The sequence below is a fragment of the Silicimonas algicola genome, assembly GCF_003148765.1.
Taxonomy (GTDB): Bacteria; Pseudomonadota; Alphaproteobacteria; order Rhodobacterales; family Rhodobacteraceae; genus Silicimonas; species Silicimonas algicola.
In genome coordinates, this window is sequence record NZ_QGGV01000005.1 from 35,951 (window position 1) to 53,016 (window position 17,066).

General features: G+C 67.9%; 20 protein-coding genes. 10 read left to right on the plus strand and 10 right to left on the minus strand.

What is annotated here, in order from left to right; all coding sequences use genetic code 11:
- Positions 1-69: 69 nt before the first annotated feature.
- The 3 genes from C8D95_RS11925 to C8D95_RS11935 are packed head-to-tail and all read right to left on the minus strand — an operon-like array spanning position 70 to position 1,653.
- On the minus strand, positions 70-528 hold the full coding sequence (locus C8D95_RS11925) for a GNAT family N-acetyltransferase (RefSeq protein WP_241239734.1): 459 nt from the start codon (positions 526-528) through the stop codon (positions 70-72).
- The gene (tsaB, locus tag C8D95_RS11930) at positions 525-1,106 is read right to left on the minus strand and encodes a tRNA (adenosine(37)-N6)-threonylcarbamoyltransferase complex dimerization subunit type 1 TsaB (RefSeq protein WP_109759425.1); all 582 of its coding nucleotides are present in this window, start codon (positions 1,104-1,106) and stop codon (positions 525-527) included. The genes C8D95_RS11925 and tsaB overlap by 4 nt, the downstream gene beginning before the upstream one ends.
- The gene (locus C8D95_RS11935) at positions 1,096-1,653 is read right to left on the minus strand and encodes a NifU family protein (RefSeq protein WP_109759426.1); all 558 of its coding nucleotides are present in this window, start codon (positions 1,651-1,653) and stop codon (positions 1,096-1,098) included. Before C8D95_RS11935 ends, tsaB begins: the two co-directional genes overlap by 11 nt.
- Positions 1,654-1,805: 152 nt before the next feature.
- Here C8D95_RS11935 and C8D95_RS11940 point away from each other — a divergent pair, with 152 nt between their 5' ends.
- Complete coding sequence (locus C8D95_RS11940) at positions 1,806-2,060, plus strand: hypothetical protein (RefSeq protein WP_109759427.1); 255 nt, start codon at positions 1,806-1,808, stop codon at positions 2,058-2,060.
- Positions 2,061-2,077: 17 nt separating this feature from the next.
- Here C8D95_RS11940 and C8D95_RS11945 read toward each other — a convergent pair whose 3' ends face one another.
- The 6 genes from C8D95_RS11945 to C8D95_RS11970 form a co-directional block, all read right to left on the minus strand.
- Complete coding sequence (locus tag C8D95_RS11945) at positions 2,078-2,533, minus strand: universal stress protein (RefSeq protein ID WP_109759428.1); 456 nt, start codon at positions 2,531-2,533, stop codon at positions 2,078-2,080.
- Between the two features lie 51 nt (positions 2,534-2,584).
- Complete coding sequence (locus C8D95_RS11950; protein WP_109759429.1) at positions 2,585-3,544, minus strand: ornithine cyclodeaminase family protein; 960 nt, start codon at positions 3,542-3,544, stop codon at positions 2,585-2,587.
- Positions 3,541-4,623 (minus strand): hypothetical protein, encoded by a 1,083-nt coding sequence (locus tag C8D95_RS11955; protein WP_109759430.1) that lies wholly within the window; start codon positions 4,621-4,623, stop codon positions 3,541-3,543. Before C8D95_RS11955 ends, C8D95_RS11950 begins: the two co-directional genes overlap by 4 nt.
- Positions 4,623-5,489, minus strand: coding sequence for a branched-chain amino acid aminotransferase (locus tag C8D95_RS11960; protein ID WP_109759431.1), 867 nt, complete (start codon positions 5,487-5,489; stop codon positions 4,623-4,625). The genes C8D95_RS11955 and C8D95_RS11960 overlap by 1 nt, the downstream gene beginning before the upstream one ends.
- A gap of 53 nt (positions 5,490-5,542) precedes the next feature.
- Positions 5,543-6,040, minus strand: coding sequence for a VOC family protein (locus C8D95_RS11965; protein WP_109759432.1), 498 nt, complete (start codon positions 6,038-6,040; stop codon positions 5,543-5,545).
- A gap of 261 nt (positions 6,041-6,301) precedes the next feature.
- A complete protein-coding gene (locus tag C8D95_RS11970; protein ID WP_109759433.1) occupies positions 6,302-6,499 on the minus strand; it encodes a SlyX family protein in 198 nt (65 codons plus the stop codon).
- Positions 6,500-6,566: 67 nt separating this feature from the next.
- Between C8D95_RS11970 and hisS the strand changes: the two genes are divergently transcribed.
- The 4 genes from hisS (at position 6,567) to C8D95_RS11990 (ending at position 10,428) form a co-directional block, all read left to right on the plus strand.
- Positions 6,567-8,192, plus strand: coding sequence for a histidine--tRNA ligase (hisS, locus tag C8D95_RS11975; protein WP_109759434.1), 1,626 nt, complete (start codon positions 6,567-6,569; stop codon positions 8,190-8,192).
- Complete coding sequence (locus C8D95_RS11980; protein ID WP_109759435.1) at positions 8,189-9,259, plus strand: ATP phosphoribosyltransferase regulatory subunit; 1,071 nt, start codon at positions 8,189-8,191, stop codon at positions 9,257-9,259. Before hisS ends, C8D95_RS11980 begins: the two co-directional genes overlap by 4 nt.
- Positions 9,256-9,948, plus strand: a complete 693-nt coding sequence (gene hisG / locus C8D95_RS11985; protein ID WP_109759436.1) for an ATP phosphoribosyltransferase — start codon at positions 9,256-9,258, stop codon at positions 9,946-9,948. The genes C8D95_RS11980 and hisG overlap by 4 nt, the downstream gene beginning before the upstream one ends.
- A gap of 99 nt (positions 9,949-10,047) precedes the next feature.
- Entirely contained in the window at positions 10,048-10,428 is a 381-nt protein-coding gene (locus tag C8D95_RS11990) for a hypothetical protein (RefSeq protein ID WP_109759437.1), read from the plus strand.
- 181 nt (positions 10,429-10,609) lie between these two features.
- On the opposite strand, the gene C8D95_RS11995 is transcribed toward C8D95_RS11990, so the two are convergent.
- Complete coding sequence (locus C8D95_RS11995) at positions 10,610-11,038, minus strand: DUF1489 family protein (RefSeq protein WP_109759438.1); 429 nt, start codon at positions 11,036-11,038, stop codon at positions 10,610-10,612.
- Positions 11,039-11,151: 113 nt separating this feature from the next.
- Between C8D95_RS11995 and C8D95_RS12000 the strand changes: the two genes are divergently transcribed.
- The 5 genes from C8D95_RS12000 (at position 11,152) to C8D95_RS12020 (ending at position 17,033) form a co-directional block, all read left to right on the plus strand.
- Positions 11,152-13,440 (plus strand): adenosylcobalamin-dependent ribonucleoside-diphosphate reductase, encoded by a 2,289-nt coding sequence (locus C8D95_RS12000; protein WP_109759439.1) that lies wholly within the window; start codon positions 11,152-11,154, stop codon positions 13,438-13,440.
- On the plus strand, positions 13,431-14,294 hold the full coding sequence (locus C8D95_RS12005) for a lipid A-modifier LpxR family protein (protein WP_164721753.1): 864 nt from the start codon (positions 13,431-13,433) through the stop codon (positions 14,292-14,294). Before C8D95_RS12000 ends, C8D95_RS12005 begins: the two co-directional genes overlap by 10 nt.
- 114 nt (positions 14,295-14,408) lie before the next feature.
- A complete protein-coding gene (locus tag C8D95_RS12010) occupies positions 14,409-15,479 on the plus strand; it encodes a Hint domain-containing protein (protein ID WP_241239733.1) in 1,071 nt (356 codons plus the stop codon).
- 77 nt (positions 15,480-15,556) lie between these two features.
- Positions 15,557-16,381, plus strand: coding sequence for a DUF4253 domain-containing protein (locus tag C8D95_RS12015; RefSeq protein WP_109759441.1), 825 nt, complete (start codon positions 15,557-15,559; stop codon positions 16,379-16,381).
- Between the two features lie 82 nt (positions 16,382-16,463).
- Positions 16,464-17,033, plus strand: coding sequence for a hypothetical protein (locus C8D95_RS12020; RefSeq protein WP_241239732.1), 570 nt, complete (start codon positions 16,464-16,466; stop codon positions 17,031-17,033).
- Positions 17,034-17,066: the final 33 nt, after the last annotated feature.

Here is a 17,066-nt window from a genome sequence, read left to right on the forward strand (position 1 = left end):
CCGCAGAGCCCGTAAGGCGTCAATAGGAGTCTTGACCATCTGGTCGAAATGCGCGGCCGCGACGCAAGGTCATGCAGGGGCGAGGGTTTTGCTCATCAGGATGGCGTCGATCCGGCCCGATGCGGCGCGGTAATAGGCACGCCTGACACCGTCCTCGGACCACCCCGCGCGGGCGTAGAGCGCGCGTGCCGGTGCGTTGGTCGCGGCGACTTCGAGGAAGGCGCGGGAAGCGGAGCGGCCGCGGGCGGCGGCCTCGAAGGCGGCGAGCGTTTCAGCGCCGAGGCCCCGGCGGCGGACGTCCCGGTGAACGGCGATGGTGAGAAGCTCGGCCTCATCCAGAGCAACCCTGCCGAGGGCGAAGGCGAGGGGCTCTGCCCCTCGCGCTCCCCGGGATATTTCGGGACCGATGAAAGGCTGTGCCAGGAAGACTGCCGGATCGGCGAGAAGGTCCGCGAAGTCCTTCTCCGACCAGGGCGCGGGCACCTCCATCGCGGCGGCGTGGATCGCGGCGAGGGCGGCGGGCGTCACGGCAGGATGACGGGCGGCGGATCCGAGGCCGGGGCCGCGTCGGCGGGGCGGATGTAGAGGGGAGCGGGGCGGGGGATGTCGGTGGAGACCGAGAGGCGGCGGGCGGCGAGGCGGGCGATGATCCCGGCCGGGTTTCCGTTCAGCGGGAGCGGCCGTTCCGCCGCTTCGGCTTCTGCGAGGATCGGCGCACCGCCGTGCGTGAAATCCTTCAGGTAGACTTGCCCGCGCGGGGCCGGAAGCGCCACGGTCGAGAGTCCCGCGACCTCGCGGACCACGTCGAACCCGTCGACGCCGATTGCAGGGATGCCGAGCGAGAGCGAAAGCCCGCGCGCGGCCGAGACCGCAATGCGGATGCCGGTGAAGTTGCCCGGCCCGGTCCCGACCGCGACGGCGTCGAGATCGGACCACGCCGCGTCAGCCTGGGCCAGCACTTCCTCCAGCATCGGGAACAGCCGCTCGGCCTGACCCTTGCCCATCTCCTCGAGCCGTTCGGCTAAGATCCGGCCGCCCATCAGCAAAGCGGCCGCGCAGTGCGCGGCCGATGTGTCGAAAGCGAGGATCGTCGGTTCAGACGGCAACCGGCCTGACCTCGACCACTTCGGGGATGTAGTGTCGCAGCAGGTTCTCGATCCCCATCTTCAGCGTCAGGGTCGAGGACGGGCAGCCCGCGCAGGCGCCCTGCATGTGCAGGTAGACGATGCCGCGGTCGAAGCCGTGGAACACGATGTCGCCCCCGTCCTGCGCCACGGCGGGACGCACGCGGGTGTCGAGGAGTTCCTTGATCTGGCTGACGATCTCGCCGTCCTCGCCGTCATGCTCGGCATGGGCCGCCGCCGCCTCGCCCTCGATGGCGGGCTGGCCGGACTGGAAGTGCTCCATGATCGCGCCCAGGATCGGGGCCTTGACCACGTCCCATTCCGTCGCTTCGGCCTTGGTCACGGTGACGAAGTCGGTGCCCAGGAACACGCCCGTCACGCCTTCGACCGCGAAGATGCGGCTGGCGAGCGGCGATTTGCCGGCAGTGCCCGCCGAGGGGAAATCCGCGGTGCCCGCTCCCAGCACGGACTGGCCGGGCAGGAATTTCAGGGTCGCGGGGTTCGGCGTGGACTCGGTCTGGATGAACATCGGCTTTCTCCGGGTTGGACAAGATATATGCGCCCCGTACCCTGGAGTGTCAATGGATTGGAACGGTTCTAAAGTGCCCCTACGCCGGTCATCGACGTCTTGAAATGACTACGTATAGAACTTGGGCAGTCGGGACGGAGGGGTACGCGAGGATGGACGAGGATGTGCAGGCGCTCAAGAAGCGGCTTGAGACCAAGATTCGAGAAAACGCGAGTGACTTGAAAGAGTTCACCCGAGAAAGAACCGATCAGGCGATGCTTGAGCTAAGATCCGAGATCGGGCGCGTGGATATGAGGATCTCGGGACTCGAAAGGCTTCTTTGGAACCGTTTCGCGACCTTTCTCGCAGGAGCGGTCTTCGGCGTCGCGGTTTCGGCCATCGGGCTTTTGGCCATCAAGGCCCTTTAGTCTGAAGGTCTAACGCCTCAGCTCACCGCTTCAAGCCGCTCCTTCGACAACTCCCCCGGCACTATGGTCAGCGGCACGGGCAGCGAGCCGAAGCTGCGCGAGAGCGCCTGCACGATGGGACCCGGCCCGCCCTTCTCGGCGGAGGCTCCGAGGACGAGGACGCCGATGTCGCCGTCCTCCTCGATCTGGGCGAGGATCTCCGGCACCGGGTCGCCTTCGCGGATCACCAGCTCGGGGTCGACGTTCTGGCGGTCGCGCATCCACTTTGCGAAGACCTCGAAGTGGACGTGGATCCGCTCGCGGGCTTCTTCCCGCATGATCTCGCCCACCCCGATCCAGTGCTGGAACTCCTCTGGCGGGATGACGGCGAGGATCTGGACGCTGCCGGCCGTGCGTGCGGCGCGCATGGCGGCGAAGCGCATGGCGTTCAGGCACTCGCGGCTGTCGTCGAGGATGACGAGGAACTTGCGCATCTCACTCTCTTTCGCGGCGGCGATGATGCTGACTTCGCGCGGGGCTGTCCATCACCGCGTGCCGATCGGCGTTCCGGCGCCTGTCGCCTCGGCGCGGGCCAGCGCGAGGGCGGCGGCGGCATAGTCGCCAAGGGCGATGCCTCGGAAGGCGAAGGCGCGGGGGCCGGTTGGGCCAGGCTCGATCTCACCGCCGACCAGGCCGGTCAGGTCGCCCGAAACGAGGTCGGCGGGCAGCATCGGCCGCTCGGCCGTGCGTTCCTGCACGAGGTCGTCGACGACGACGGTAGAGAAGGCCGACAGGCTGTCCTGCGTCCAGGGAATGCAGAGGTCGGTGATGGCGGCGAAGGCATTGGGCTTGAGGAGCCGAGCGTCGAGGAAGGGCGCGATGGTGTAGTCGAGCGTGACCGAAGTCACGACGATGTCGGCCTCGGTCAGGGCCTCGTCCGGGGTCGCCGCCTGCGCGTCGAGACCACGCTGCCGCGCTGCGTCCAGAAGCGCCTCGCGGTTCGCCTCGCCCCGCCCGCAGGCCAGCACCCGGCGCAGGGGATAGGCGTCCGCGACGGCGGCGAGGTGGCTGTGAGCCTGCACGCCGCAGCCGACGAAGGCCAGGGTCGCGCTGTCGGGATCGGCCAGCCTGCGCGCCGCGACGGCCGAGAGGGCGGCGGTGCGGTGCGCGGTGATCCAGTTCGCCCCCATGACCGCCAGCAGAAGGCCGGTGCGCGCGTCGAGTACGAGGATCGCGCCGTTGATCGCGGGCAGGCCTTTCGCGGGATTGTCGGGGCAGACGGCGACCGTCTTCAGCACCGTCAGGTCCTCGTCGTTGCCGACCGCGAGCGTCGACATCATGTAGCGTCCCTCGCCAGGCAGAAGCGAGGACTTGGGCGTGACGTGCAGCCGTCCGGCGGCCTTGCCGCGAAGCGCGGCCTCGATGGCGTCCGCGATCTCGCGCGGGGCGATGCCAAGCCCGTCGAGCGTCTCGTCGGACAGGTAGCGGATCGGTTTGTCGGTCATCGTCGCGCCTCCCTTCGGCTCTGCGAGGGTGGCTGAGGCCGGCCGCGCTGTCCACCTCGCGCGGGGCGAAGAAAGCGCCGGAGCAGCCAGATCGCGAAGGACACCACCTGACCCGCCAGCGCGGCCAGAAGGGCGGCGGCGAGGATCGTCATGTCGGCGAGGCGCGTCGTGAGGCGGACGAGGCGGGCCTTGCCGAGGACGGCGAGCGTGGCGCGGGTCTCGTCGCCGGTCGCGTTCGCCACGCGGGCGAGGCGCGCGAGATCGTCGGCGCTCTCGGCCCGGCGGACGACGGCGAAGGCGTCGCCGAGGGGCATGGCGTCGGTCAGACGGCCCACGTCCGAGGCGACGCCCGACAGGCGCGCGGCGGCGGCGGGCTCGACGAGAAGCGCCAGCTTGCGCGTCCGCATCGCCTCGCCGGCGCGGTCCAGCCTGAGCGCGTCCGAGGCGAGGGTCGCGACCTCGTCCGTCAGGCGGGGCGGCAAGGCCCCGACCTTCCGGCCCACGCGCAGAACCGTGGCGCCGCCCTTCACCGACGCACTGGAGCCGCCGCTGACCAGGATCGCGGCCGTCGCCCCCAGGCCGACGACGCCAAGGCCAAGGTCGACGCGGTCGATGGCGCGATCCTCGAGATAGGCGTCGACCGCGCGCCACACCGCCTTGGCGTCGCCCACAGGCGTCAGCTCCAGGGGCAGGTTGCAGGCGGCGACACGGGTCAGGTCTGGACACTCAGCGGGATCGACGGCGCAGGAGAGGCAGGCGGACCAGCCCTCCGCCACCTCGACCGCCGCCTCGACCTCGGCCCGAAGGAACGGCATGACCGCAACGCCGCGACGGTCGGCGAGTGCCAGGATGGCCGCGGCCTCGTCGGCCTCGCCCTCGGCCAGAGCCGCGCGCAGCCGCGCCTCGACGGTGCGCATGTCCATGTTGCGGGTCAAGGCTGCCTCGACGGCGACCTTCACCTGCGCTTCGGTCCTCTCGACATAGGGCGCCGCGAAGGGCGACTGCGACAGGGTCCAACCAGAAGCGATAAACGTGACGGCGGCGGCGAGGCCAAGGATGGCCCGCGCCAGCGCGCGCATCAGGGACGCTCCGACAGCGCCCAATCCCAGTACATCTCGCGCACGCGCCGGGTGACGGGGCCGACCTGATAATGCGTGCCGTCGAATTCGATCACCGGCGTGACCTTGTTCATGTTGCCCGACAGGAAGACCTCGTCCGCGTCGCGCAGGTCGTCGAAGGTCAGCACGGCCTCGCGCACCGGCGTCCCATCGGCGGCGAGGTTCGTCATGTGGCGGGCGCGGGTGATTCCGGCGAGGAAGGTGCCGTTCGGGATCGGCGTCAGGACCTCGCCGTCCTTCACCAGGAAGACGTTCGCGGTGGCGCTTTCGGCGAGGTTGCCCATGGCGTCGGCGACCATGGCGTTCTGGAAGCCCTTGGCGCGCACTTCGGTCAGCATCCGCGCGTTGTTCGGGTAAAGGCAACCGGCCTTCGCGTTGACCACCGCCGACTCGAGGACCGGACGCCGGAATCGCGTCGTCGTGGTGCGTGTCGTCGCCTCGGCGGGTGCAAGCGGCACCTCTTCGAGGCAGAGCGCGAAACCTGTGCGCTCTGGCCCCGGCACGATGGCGGTGATGTCGCCGTCGATGCCCCAGTACATCGGGCGGATGTAGACCGGGCCGGACCAGTCGAAGCCCGTCAGCCCCTCCCAGGCGAGCGCCGCGATCTCCTCGTCGGTCTTCGTCGGCGTGAGCATCAGCGCGCGGGCCGAGGCGTTGACGCGCCGGCAATGCGCGAGAAGGTCGGGCGCCACGCCCTCGAAGTACCGCGCGCCGTCGAAGACCGAGGAGCCGAGCCACGCGCCGTGGTCGGCGGCCCGCATCACCGCCGTGTCGCCGTCGTGCCAGCGGCCTTCGAACCAGGTGCGGATTGTCTTGCTGATCGCCATGCCCGTTCCTCCGTCGGCCAGCCTATTGGGGCCGGCCGCGCGGGTCCAGAGCCTCAGACGGTGGCGGCCTCGCCTTCCGCGATCAGGGCGGGCACGTCGAAGGGCGCGTTGAACATCTCGAGTTCACCCGCCGCGTCGCGCGGCCAGTCCTCGCGAGGGCGGTCCCAATACAGCTCGATACCGTTGCCGTCGGGATCGTCCAGGTAGACCGCCAGGCTGACGCCGTGGTCCGCCGCGCCAGTGATGGGCACACCCTTCGCCACGACGTTGCCGACAGCACGGCCAAGCGACGGGCGGTCGGGGAACAGGAAAGCGACGTGATACAGACCGGGCGCACGGCGCGGAGCGGGCGGGGCGCCGAGGCTTTCCCAGGTGTTCAGGCCAAGATGGTGGTGATAGCCGCCCGCCGACAGGAAGGCCGCCTGCCGCCCGTAGCGCTGCACGAGGTCGAGCCCGATCACCTCGCGATAAAAGGCCACGGAGCGTTCCAGGTCGGTCACCTTGAGGTGGACGTGCCCGACGCTGAGGCCGGGCGAGGCTTGATAGGTCATAGGATGTCTCCTTTGACCAGAACCTACGCCGTAGGGTCCGCGCACGGTAGAGCGATATCTGCAAAGCGACTGTGCGAAAATGTCGCCCGGTCGCGGTCTCGCGCCGGGGGACCAGACGCGCCTCGGGCAGCGCATGTCGAAGCCGGCCTCGCGATCACCGCAGGTGCGGTCGGGACGTAGGTGTGGCCAGCCAAAGCGGGTCGGGGAACCCGTGCCGCGACCCTAGGCGCGGCGTGCAACGATTCCGTGACGGCTGGCGGCTCAGTAGTGCGGTGGCCGCTCGTCTCTCAGGATCACGCCGCCCGTGCCTTCGGACTCGCGCATCGCCTCGCGGTCCATCAGGCGGCGCACGCGCTCGGTCAGCCGCTCGATCTCGCGTCCCTGGGTCGCCACGACGTCGCTCAGGTCCTCGGCCAGCCGCTCGAGATGGGCCAGCCTTTCTTCGATCCTCTCGGTCATCCGGTCCTCCTTGCCCCCTCGCGGGACACGGGCTAAACCCCCGCGCGACCCGACCCGAGGAAGGTGCATGGCCAAGGAGAAGAAAGCCCCGCGCCCCAAGGCGGAAACGCCGAAGGGGTTCCGCGACTATTTCGGTCCGGACGTCGCCGAACGCAAGGCGATGCTCGATGCCATCGCGCGGGTCTACCACCTCTATGGGTTCGAGGCGCTGGAAAGCTCCGCCGTCGAGACGGTCGAGGCCCTGGGCAAGTTCCTCCCCGACGTCGACCGCCCCAACGAGGGCGTCTTCGCCTGGCAGGAGGACGCCGAGGGCGAAAAGCCCGGCGACTGGCTGGCGCTGCGCTATGACCTGACGGCGCCCTTGGCGCGCGTCTACGCCCAGCACCGGAACGAGTTGCCGACGCCGTATAGGCGGTTCGCGATGGGACCCGTCTGGCGGAACGAGAAGCCGGGGCCGGGACGCTTCCGGCAGTTCTACCAGTGCGACGCGGATACGGTGGGGACGGCGTCGGTCGCGGCGGATGCCGAGATCTGCATGATGCTGGCCGATGCGCTGGAGGCGGTGGGCATCGAGCGCGGGGACTACGTCATCCGGGTGAACAACCGGAAGGTGCTAAACGGGGTGCTGGAGGTGGCGGGGCTGCCCGACACCGAGGCGCACCATGCTGCACGCGGTATCGTTCTGCGCGCCATCGACAAGCTGGACCGTCTGGGGCCGGAGGGCGTGCGGGCGTTGCTCGGAGAAGGGCGGAAGGACGAAAGCGGCGACTACACTAAGGGCGCGGGTCTCTCCAAAGCCCAGATTGAGGTTCTCTTAAGTTTCGCAACCGCTCCCACCTTGGTTCAGAATGAAATCACGAGGCAGATCGCGCTCAGTGAGAAGACACGTGGAGTCCAAGACGGTCGTATTCGCGCATTTGAAAACAAGCAGGGTGAAATATTCGAAGCTTCCGAGATTGGACCAGAATACTATCCGTACGTTTTTACTATTCAGCACCTGAGGAGACTCGTTGCGGAGTCTGAAGTTGGCACGGAGGGAGTAGAAGAGCTTGTTGCTTTGGCAAACCTTACAAGAGCCAACAAGTACGGCCCCGACCGCATCGTCATCGACCCCTCCGTCGTGCGCGGCCTCGGCTACTACACCGGCCCCGTGTTCGAGGCCGAGCTGACCTTCGAGATCACCGACGAGAAGGGCAACCCGCGCCAGTTCGGCTCGGTCGCGGGCGGTGGGCGCTATGATGACCTCGTCAAGCGCTTCACCGGCCAGGAAGTCCCCGCCACCGGCATCTCCATCGGCGTCGACCGCCTTCTCGCCGCCCTCCGCGCCAAGGGCCGCAGCCAGTCCGATACCACCGGCCCCGTCGTCGTCACCGTCATGGACCGCGACCGCATGGCCGACTACCAGGCGATGGCCTCCGAACTGCGACAGGCGGGTATCCGCGCCGAGGTCTACCTCGGCAATCCCAAGAACTTCGGCAACCAGCTCAAGTACGCCGACAAGCGCGGCTCGCCCGTCGCGATCATCCAGGGCGGGGACGAGCACGCGAAAGGCGTCGTGCAGGTCAAGGACCTGATCCTCGGCGCGAAGATCGCCGAGACCGCGACGCACGAGGAATGGAAGGACCAGCCGGCGCAATTCGAGTGCAAGCGCGAGGACATGGTCGCCCGCGTCCACGAGATCCTGTCGAGGTGAGCCGCAAGGCCGCCATCAAGGCCGAGGCCGACCGCCTGCGCGGCACCTTCGAGGCACGCGGCGCCGAGGTGTTCGAGACCGACGTCCTGCAACCCGCCGGCGCGCTTCTGGACCTTTACGGCGAGGACATCCGCGCCCGCGCCTTCGTCACCCACGATCCCTTGCGCGGCGAGATGATGCTGCGCCCCGACTTCACCATCCCCCTCGTCCAGCGCCACATGCGCGAGGGCCGGGGGCAGGGCCGCTATACCTACGCGGGCGAGGTGTTCCGCCGGCAGGAGGACGACCCGGACCGTGCGTCCGAATACTTCCAGGTCGGGTTCGAGCTGTTCGACGGGCAGGGTCCGGCCCAGACCGACGCCGAGGTCTTCGCCACCTTCGCCGAGATCCTGCTGCCGCTCGGCCTCAAGGCCGCGATGGGCGACATCGGCCTTCTCCGCGCCGCCGTCGAAGGGCTGCCGACCAGCGCCGCGCGAAAGGCGGCCCTTCTTCACCATCTCTGGCGCCCCCGCCGCTTCCGGTCGCTTCTCGGCCGCTACGCGAAACCGGGCGAAGACCGCGCGATCCTGCAATCCTCCGACCCGCTCGCCGGCAAGGTCGAGGTCGGGCTACGCACCGCCGAGGAGATCCTCGCCCGCCTCCACCATCTTCGCGACGACCGCGAGGTGCCGCCCCTGCCGCGCGACGAGATCGCCCTGGTCGACGCCCTTCTCGCCGTGCGCGGCAAGGCCCACGACGCGGTCTCGCAGCTTCGCGACCTCGCCATCGACCTGCCGTCCATCGGCGCGGCCGTCGACCGGCTGACCGACCGCTTCGACGCGCTGGAGGGCCGCGGCGTCGACCTCCGTCGGCTGGATTTCGAAGCCGCCTACGGACGCACGACGCTGGAATACTACGACGGCTTCGTCTTCGGCTTCTACGCCGAGGGCCGCCCCGGCCTGCCGCCCGTCGCTTCCGGAGGCCGCTACGACGCGCTGACCCGCGCCATCGGCGGGGGCGATGGCGTACCGGCCGTCGGCGGCGTGATCCGCCCGGGCCTTCTCATCGACCTGGGGATGGCCGCATGACCCTGCGTCTGGGAGTGCCCTCGAAGGGCCGCCTGATGGAAAAGACCTTCGCCTGGTTCGGCGCGCGAGGCGTCGACCTGGCGCTGTCGGGCCACGCCCGCGAATACGCCGGAGCCGTCGAGGGCGTCGACGGCGTCGAACTGGTCATGGTCTCGGCCGGCGAGGTGCCGCGCGAGCTTGAGGCGGGGCGCATCCACCTGGGCGTCACCGGCATCGACATGGTGCGCGAGAAGATCGCGCGGTGGGAGGACAAGGTGCGTCAGGTCGCCAGCCTCGGCTTCGGCGGCGCGGATCTGGTGATCGCGGTCCCGGACTGCTGGGTGGACGTCGCCACGCTGGACGACCTCGACCAGGTGGCGACCCTGTTCCGCGCCGCCCACGGCCACCGCCTGCGGATCGCGACCAAGTATCACCGCGTGATCCGCGACTTCCTTCGCGAACAGGGCGTGGGAGACTACCAGCTCGTCGACAGCCAGGGCGCGACCGAGGGCACCGTCAAGAACCTGACGGCCGAGGCCATCGCCGACATCACCTCGACCGGCGAGACGCTGCGCGCCAACCACCTCCGCGTGCTCGAGGACGGTCTCGTCCTGCGCTCGCAGGCGGCTCTCTTCAAGACCCGCGCCGAGACCTGGACCCCCACCGCCCGCGACGCCTGGGCCGCGCTGTCGAAGCGGTTGGGGGTCTGATTTCGGATTTCGGTGGAGGTTCGCTAGCGGGCTCTCAGTTTTCGGTGACCTGAGTACCTAGGAATGGGAATGAAAATCCCGGAGCAGGATTTCTGACCGATGACAGACCTAACCAATGAAAAGATTGGACAGGACATGGTTGAGAACGTCCTCAATCGCGTCATGCGACAGTACGCTCGTCTCCTGTTCGACCCCACGTTCTCCCTAAGGAAGAACGAACTTCTCGGATCGATGATAGAGGACATTCCTGAAGAAAGCCGAGAAGCGGTAGCCAAGCTTCTCGATCATTGCTGCATAACAACGATGCATGCGCTTCTTAATTTCATAACTAAGCATAATGGCGACGAAGACCAAGTCTATGCATTCGATTTAAGCATAGAACATGGCGGGGGTGTGAGCTCGCTTTTAGACTTTTCGGATGACCCCGGAGCGGATCTGGTAATGGAGGACGGCTGGGCCGAAAAGTACAAGAAGTACTGATTGCTTTCGCTGCATGGTCCGCTCGCTCGCAGGCGGCTCTCTTCAAGACCCGCGCCGAGACATGGACCCCCGCCGCCCGCGAGGCGTGGGTAGTCCTATCGAAGCGGTTGAGGGTCTGAAGCTTCTTCTTGGCGAAAATACTCCGGGGGTGAGGCGCGCAGCGCCGAGGGGGCAGCGCCCCCTACCTGATCCCGATCTCGGACAGCGCCGCCATCAGCATCGGCGGCAGGTCGTCGTTGGCCCGTCCGCGCGGCAGATCGCGTGGGGCGGCCTCGGTTTCCAGGTAGCGCCAGCCCTGGAACGGACGCTTCGGCATCGCCTCGGTGCGGACCACCTCGGGGTTCAGCACCAGCCCGCAGCGGCGGATGCCGTCGCCCCGGTCGACCTCGTCCAGACGCAGGATCGCCTGCCGCGCCAGGACCACGCCCTTGAACACCCAATAGAGCGAGCCGCCGCGCAGGATCTCCTCCTCGCGCTTCGGCCACATCCGCGTGACATGACGTGGCAGCCCGTCCGGACCCTTGGCCCGTGCGGTCTTCTGCCAGTCGGTCAGGTCGGAGACCGTTTCGGCGCCGACACAGAGCTTGATGAGATTGAGGTGTTTATCCACAGAGTCGTCCACAAGTCGCACTGGATATCGTAGCTTACACTGGGCCACCTGCAACCGGTTGTGCAGGGAAGGCGCAAAAGCTAGATTGGTCTCCCTAGCCTGAAGGACTCGCCATGACCCGTTTCGCCGCGCCTATCGCCGAACAGATATGGGACATGAAGTACCGTCTCAAGGATGCCGCGGGCTCAGCTCTCGACGGCACGATCGAGGACACCTGGCGCCGCATCGCCCGGTCGCTGGCCGCGAACGAGGCCGAGCCCGCCGCATGGGAAGACCGCTTCTACGAAGCGCTCGAGGATTTCCGCTTCCTTCCCGCCGGCCGCATCGTCGCGGGGGCAGGGACGGGCCGCACGGTGACGCTGTTCAACTGCTTCGTCATGGGCACGATCCCCGACAGCCTCGAGGGCATCTTCCAAGGCCTCAAGGAAGCCGCCCTGACGATGCAGCAGGGCGGGGGGATCGGCTACGACTTCTCGACAATCCGCCCCAAGGGCGCCGACGTGAAGGGTGTCGCCGCCGACGCCTCTGGGCCGCTATCGTTCATGGACGTCTGGGACGCGATGTGCCGCACGATCATGTCGGCCGGCGCGCGGCGGGGCGCGATGATGGCGACGATGCGCTGCGACCACCCCGACATCGAGGCCTTCATCGCGGCCAAGTCCGACGCCTCGCGCCTGCGCAACTTCAACGTCAGCGTGCTGGTGACGGACGCCTTCATGGACGCGGTGAAGGCCGACGGCCCCTGGGACCTCGTGTTCGACGGCAAGGTCTACCGCACGACACAGGCGCGCGACCTCTGGAACCGCATCATGCGCGCCACCTACGATTACGCCGAGCCGGGCGTGATCTTCATCGACCGCATCAACGCGATGAACAACCTGGCCTATGCCGAGACCATCGCGGCGACGAACCCCTGCGGCGAGCAGCCCCTGCCGCCCTATGGCGCCTGCCTTCTCGGCTCGATCAACCTCGCACGGTTGGTGCGCGACCCCTTCGGCGAGGGCGCCGCGCTGGACGAGGACGAACTCGCCGACCTCGTGGCGACCGCCGTCCGGATGATGGACAACGTCGTCGACGCCTCGCGCTTCCCGCTGCCGCAACAGGCCGAGGAGGCGCGGAACAAGCGCCGCATCGGCCTTGGCGTCACCGGACTCGCCGACGCGCTGCTCATGGTCGGTGCGCGCTATGGCTCGGACGAGGCGGCGGCGCTGACCGAGCGCTGGCTCCATGCCATCGCGCGGGCATCCTACCTCGCCTCGACCGACCTTGCCGCCGAGAAGGGCGCGTTCCCGCTGTTCGATGCCGAGGCCTATCTCGACAGCGGGTCGCTGAAGACGATGGACGAGGACGTGCGCGCCGCGATACGCGAAAAGGGCATCCGCAACGCGCTTCTGACCTCCATCGCCCCCACGGGCACGATCAGCCTTCTGGCGGGCAACGTCTCGTCGGGAATCGAGCCCGTCTTCGCCTTCGTCTACACCCGCAAGGTGCTCCAGCGCGACGGGTCGCGGACCGAGGAGGAGGTCGTCGACTATGCCGTCCAGATGTGGCGCGACCTGAAGGGCGAGGCGCCCTTGCCCGAGCATTTCGTCAACGCCCAGACCCTGTCGCCCTCGGATCACGTCCGGATGCAGGCAGCGGCGCAGAAGTGGGTGGATTCCTCGATCTCGAAGACGATCAACTGCCCCGAGGACATCTCGTTCGAGGCGTTCAAGGACGTCTACATGCTGGCCTGGGACACCGGCTGCAAGGGCTGCACGACCTACCGCCCGAACGCAGTGACCGGCAGCGTTCTGAGCGTCGAGGAGGAGCAGCCCAAGACGCCCGAGGTCGTGTCGGCCTCGCTGGCCGAACCTCCCGTTCCCCACGGAGACGTCATCTACATCACCGAGCCTCTGAACCGGCCCGCGGCGCTGGAAGGAAACACCTACAAGCTCAAGTGGCCCGACAGCGAGCACGCGATCTACATCACCATCAACGACATCGTCCACGCCGGGCGGCGCCAGCCCTTCGAGGTCTTCATCAACTCGAAGAACATGGAGCATTTCGCCTGGACGGTCGCCCTGACGCGGATGATCTCGGCAGTGTTCCGGCGCGGCGGCGACGTGTCCTTCGTCGTCGAGGAGCTGAAAGCCGTCTTCGATCCGCGCGGCGGCGCCTGGATGAACGGCAAGTACGTCCCCTCGATCCTCGCCGCCATCGGGGGCGTGATCGAGCGGCACATGATCTCGATCGGCTTCATCGCGGGCGAGGGGCTGGGGCTCAAGTCCGATCCGAAGGCTCAGGTGGTGAACCTGACCGCCGGGCGTGGACCGGCCTGTCCGAATTGCGGCCAGTACGGGATGCAGATGATCGAGGGCTGCATGACCTGCCCGTCCTGCGGACACTCGAAGTGCGGCTGAGAGCGGCCTTTGCCGCGCTCGTCCTTTCTTGCGCGACCCCGGCCCCCGCCGAGGTCATCGGCACGTCGCTTGCGGTCTCGAACGACAGCCAGGGGGTCTACGACCGCTGGCAAAGCAACTCGGTCCAGGCCGGCGTCTTCACGCGGCAGGGGGGCGGGCCGATCCTCGAATACCGCTTCCGCTCGGACATCCTGTCGCCCGAGCTGAAAACGCCCGTCGATCCGGACGACCGGCGGCATGCGGGCGTACTGTCCTTCGGCCTCCACGCCTACCGCGATCTCGGTGCGGCCGACCTGCGCTTTGGCGGCGATATCGTGGCGGTCGGCCCGGATACGGGCATTCTCGAACTTCAGAAGAAGATCCACGAGATCTTCGGCTATCCCATCCCCGACTACGACGGCTTCGAGATCGAGGACGCCCTGCGCCCGCAATTCTCAGCCGAGATGGGCCGCAGCTTCGCGTGGCATCAGCTGTCGGCTCGCCCTTTTGCCGAAGCGATCCTGGGACCCGAGGACATGCTGCGGGCGGGTATCGACCTTGCGTGGTCGCCGTCTCCCGGCGCGGGGCCTATGGCGCGTATGGGCTCGACCGGCCACCGGCTGCCGACCGTCGACGGCGGGCGTGGGTTCAGTGTGCAGATCGGTGCCGACGTGGCGAAGGTCACAGACAGCCTCTACCTGCCGGAAAGCCTGGGTTATGAGTTGACGCCGCTTCGCCGCCGCGTCCGCGCGGGCCTGGGCTGGCAAGGGGAACGGTTCTCGGTTTTCGGCGGTGTCGCGTGGCTCGACCGCGAATTCGAGGCCCAGCCCGAGGGCCAGGCCGTTGGTATGTTGCATCTCGGTCTCACCTTCTGACCTGCCCGCATTGAACGCCGCTCAAATCGATTGCGTTGATCCTTGACCTCGTTAACCATTTAACAAAGGGCGCAAAGTCCCTGAAAAAAATGAACATATACCGAGGCAGGTAGCATGAACGCGATGACGGGCCGGATGGGCACGTTCGTCATATCTTGGTCGCAGACCGAGATCGACGGACTGGCGGGGGCACCCGTGACATCCCTCGACGCTGGCGCGATGTGGAGCTGGAAAGGCGAACCCGTGCGGATCGACTCCGCCGCGGGCGGTCTCGTGGGCGTCAGTTGCCCCGAAGCGAGGGAACTTCACCGCAAGCGTGCCGCGGCCAGCGCACGGCGCATCGTGGCCCGCGCTCTCGTTCAGGAAGGTGTGCGCACGCCCTTCGTCGACGACATGGTCGAATTCGACCGCTCGTTCTCGGTGACCGACGGTCACCGCTCGTGGACCGCCACACTGATCGAGATGCCGGAGGTGGCGCGGCCGCTTCTGATGTTCGCAGGCGCCATGCCGCCGTCTGGAACCCCGCTCTACGTCTCGTCCGGGGTCATGGAGCCGGCACTTCCCAATCGCCTTTCGGACGGCGGCGAGGGCGTTGTCTGCTTCACGCCCGGCACCTTCCTCGAGACGCCCGAAGGGCCGCGCCGGGTCGAGGACCTGGTCGCCGGCGACAAGGTGGTGACCAAGGACGGCGGCGCGCAGCCGGTGCTCTGGGTTGGCAGCCGCAACGTCTCGGGCGCGCGTCTCTACGCCATGCCCGACCTGCGCCCGGTCCGGATACGCGAGGGCGCCCTCGGACGAGGCCGCCCCTCGGGCGACCTGATCGTGTCGCCCGATCACCGCATGCTGATCCAGGGCCAGCCCGCCCGCGCCCTCTGGGGCACGGACGAGGTGCTGGTCGCCGCCCGCGATCTCGTCGACGGGGCCGGCATCGCGCGTGACATGGGCGCGCGGTCCGTCACCTATGTCCACCTCATGCTCGAGAAGCACCACATTCTCGTCGCCAACGGGATCGAGACCGAAAGCTTCCATCCCGCAGCGGCGCGGCTTGACGCCATCGACGATGTCCAGCGCCAGCGCCTGTTCGACGTGATGCCCGACCTGACCTATGCGCCGCAGTCCTACGGGCCGATGTGCCGCAGGGCGCTGACGCAGGCCGAAGCGGCCCTTCTGCCCGTCGCGGCCTGACCCAACGGGGGAGGGAGGACACGATTCCGCCGCAATCCTCTGCCTACCTCGGGCTTTGCGAACGTGGGCCCGAGTCGATGCTGGAGATTCCCTTTCCGCTGGAGAGATTGCCGGTCGCGCAGATCGAGACCGCGCTGAGCCGCCTCCGCGCCGAGCGCCCGGCGTCGCAGCCGATCCTTCTTGGCGACGTCGACGTCTTCTCGGCCGAATGGGCCGAAACGGTCGATATTTTCGAGGAGCCCGCCGCGATCCTGTCGGCCGCGCGCGCTCTCGATATCGACGCCTGGTTCGCCGAGCGCACCCTGCCGCCCCCGCCGCGCCCGGTCGTTCGTCGCGAGGGTCTGGCCCGCCGCCTGTCCACGCGGCTGTTCGCGCGGCCCGACCCCGTCGTCCCCTTACCCAGCCGTCGCCGGATCGACGCGCTGAAGGATCACGCCCGCGACCTGGAAGCGTCCGGCGAGGGCAGCGTCGAGGAACTGGCCGAGATCCGCGAGATCATCCGCGCCGTCGAATGCGGCGATGCGCCCATGATGTTCCCCGATCCGATCGACTATGTCACACCGCGCCGGGGCGACGAGATGGTCGCGGGTCTCGTCGACACAGCCGAGCCGTGGGAGAGCATGGCCTGGCTTCAGCACGGCACCTATGCCGTCTGCGCCCCGCGTGCCGTCCTCGTCGCCTGCTGCCGCTGGCTGTGGGACACTCACGGGGCGCGCATCATCACGGCGTCGACCGATCACATCGGCTTCCAGGTCGAACGCCCCATTGCCCGGATCGAGGACGCGCGCGAGGTTCTGCGCCGCGTGGCGCTTCTCGGCGCGTCCGAGGTCAACGGCGACACCCGCCACACCTCGGGCGAAACGATCGTCGGCGCGGCGCGGCTGTGGGTCTGGTGGGACTGAGCCGGGACGGGTTGACGCAGGTCATTCCACGCATTCGACGAATTGCATATATACTGGGCTCACGTTTCAAGGAGCGCCTGCCATGACCGCCTTCCGCCTTGCGTTCGCCGCCATCGCGATCACCGTCGTTGCCGCCGTCGCGGGCTCGGCCGCCTTTTCCCAGATGATGCACGGCCACGGTGGCGGTGGCGGCATGGGAATGATGCACGACATGGCCGGCATGCCCGGCCTGCGCGGCACCGACGCGACGCAGGAAGAAAGCGACGAGCTCGCGGTCATGTTCAACGGCTTCCAGACCTTCGAGCGCGAGGTGTCGCTCCTCGACGACGGCATCCGCACCGTCACGCGGTCCTCCGACCCGCAGGTGATGGAGGCGCTGGTGAGCCACGTCTCGGGCATGATCGGGCGGGTTGAAGAGGGCCGCGACCCCGGCATCTTCATCCAGAGCCCCACGCTAGACATCTTCTTCGCGCGGGGTGACGCCATCGAGAGCGATATCGCGGTGACGGATGAGGGCATCGTCGTCACCCAGACCTCGGCCGATCCAGAGGTAGTCGCAGCACTTCACACCCATGCGGGCGAAGTCTCGGACATGGCCGAACGTGGAATGCATGCCGTTCACGAGCGCATGATGCGCGGAGCGTCCAACTAGGCGCCCGCTCCCTTGCTTGACAGGCCCGGGAAT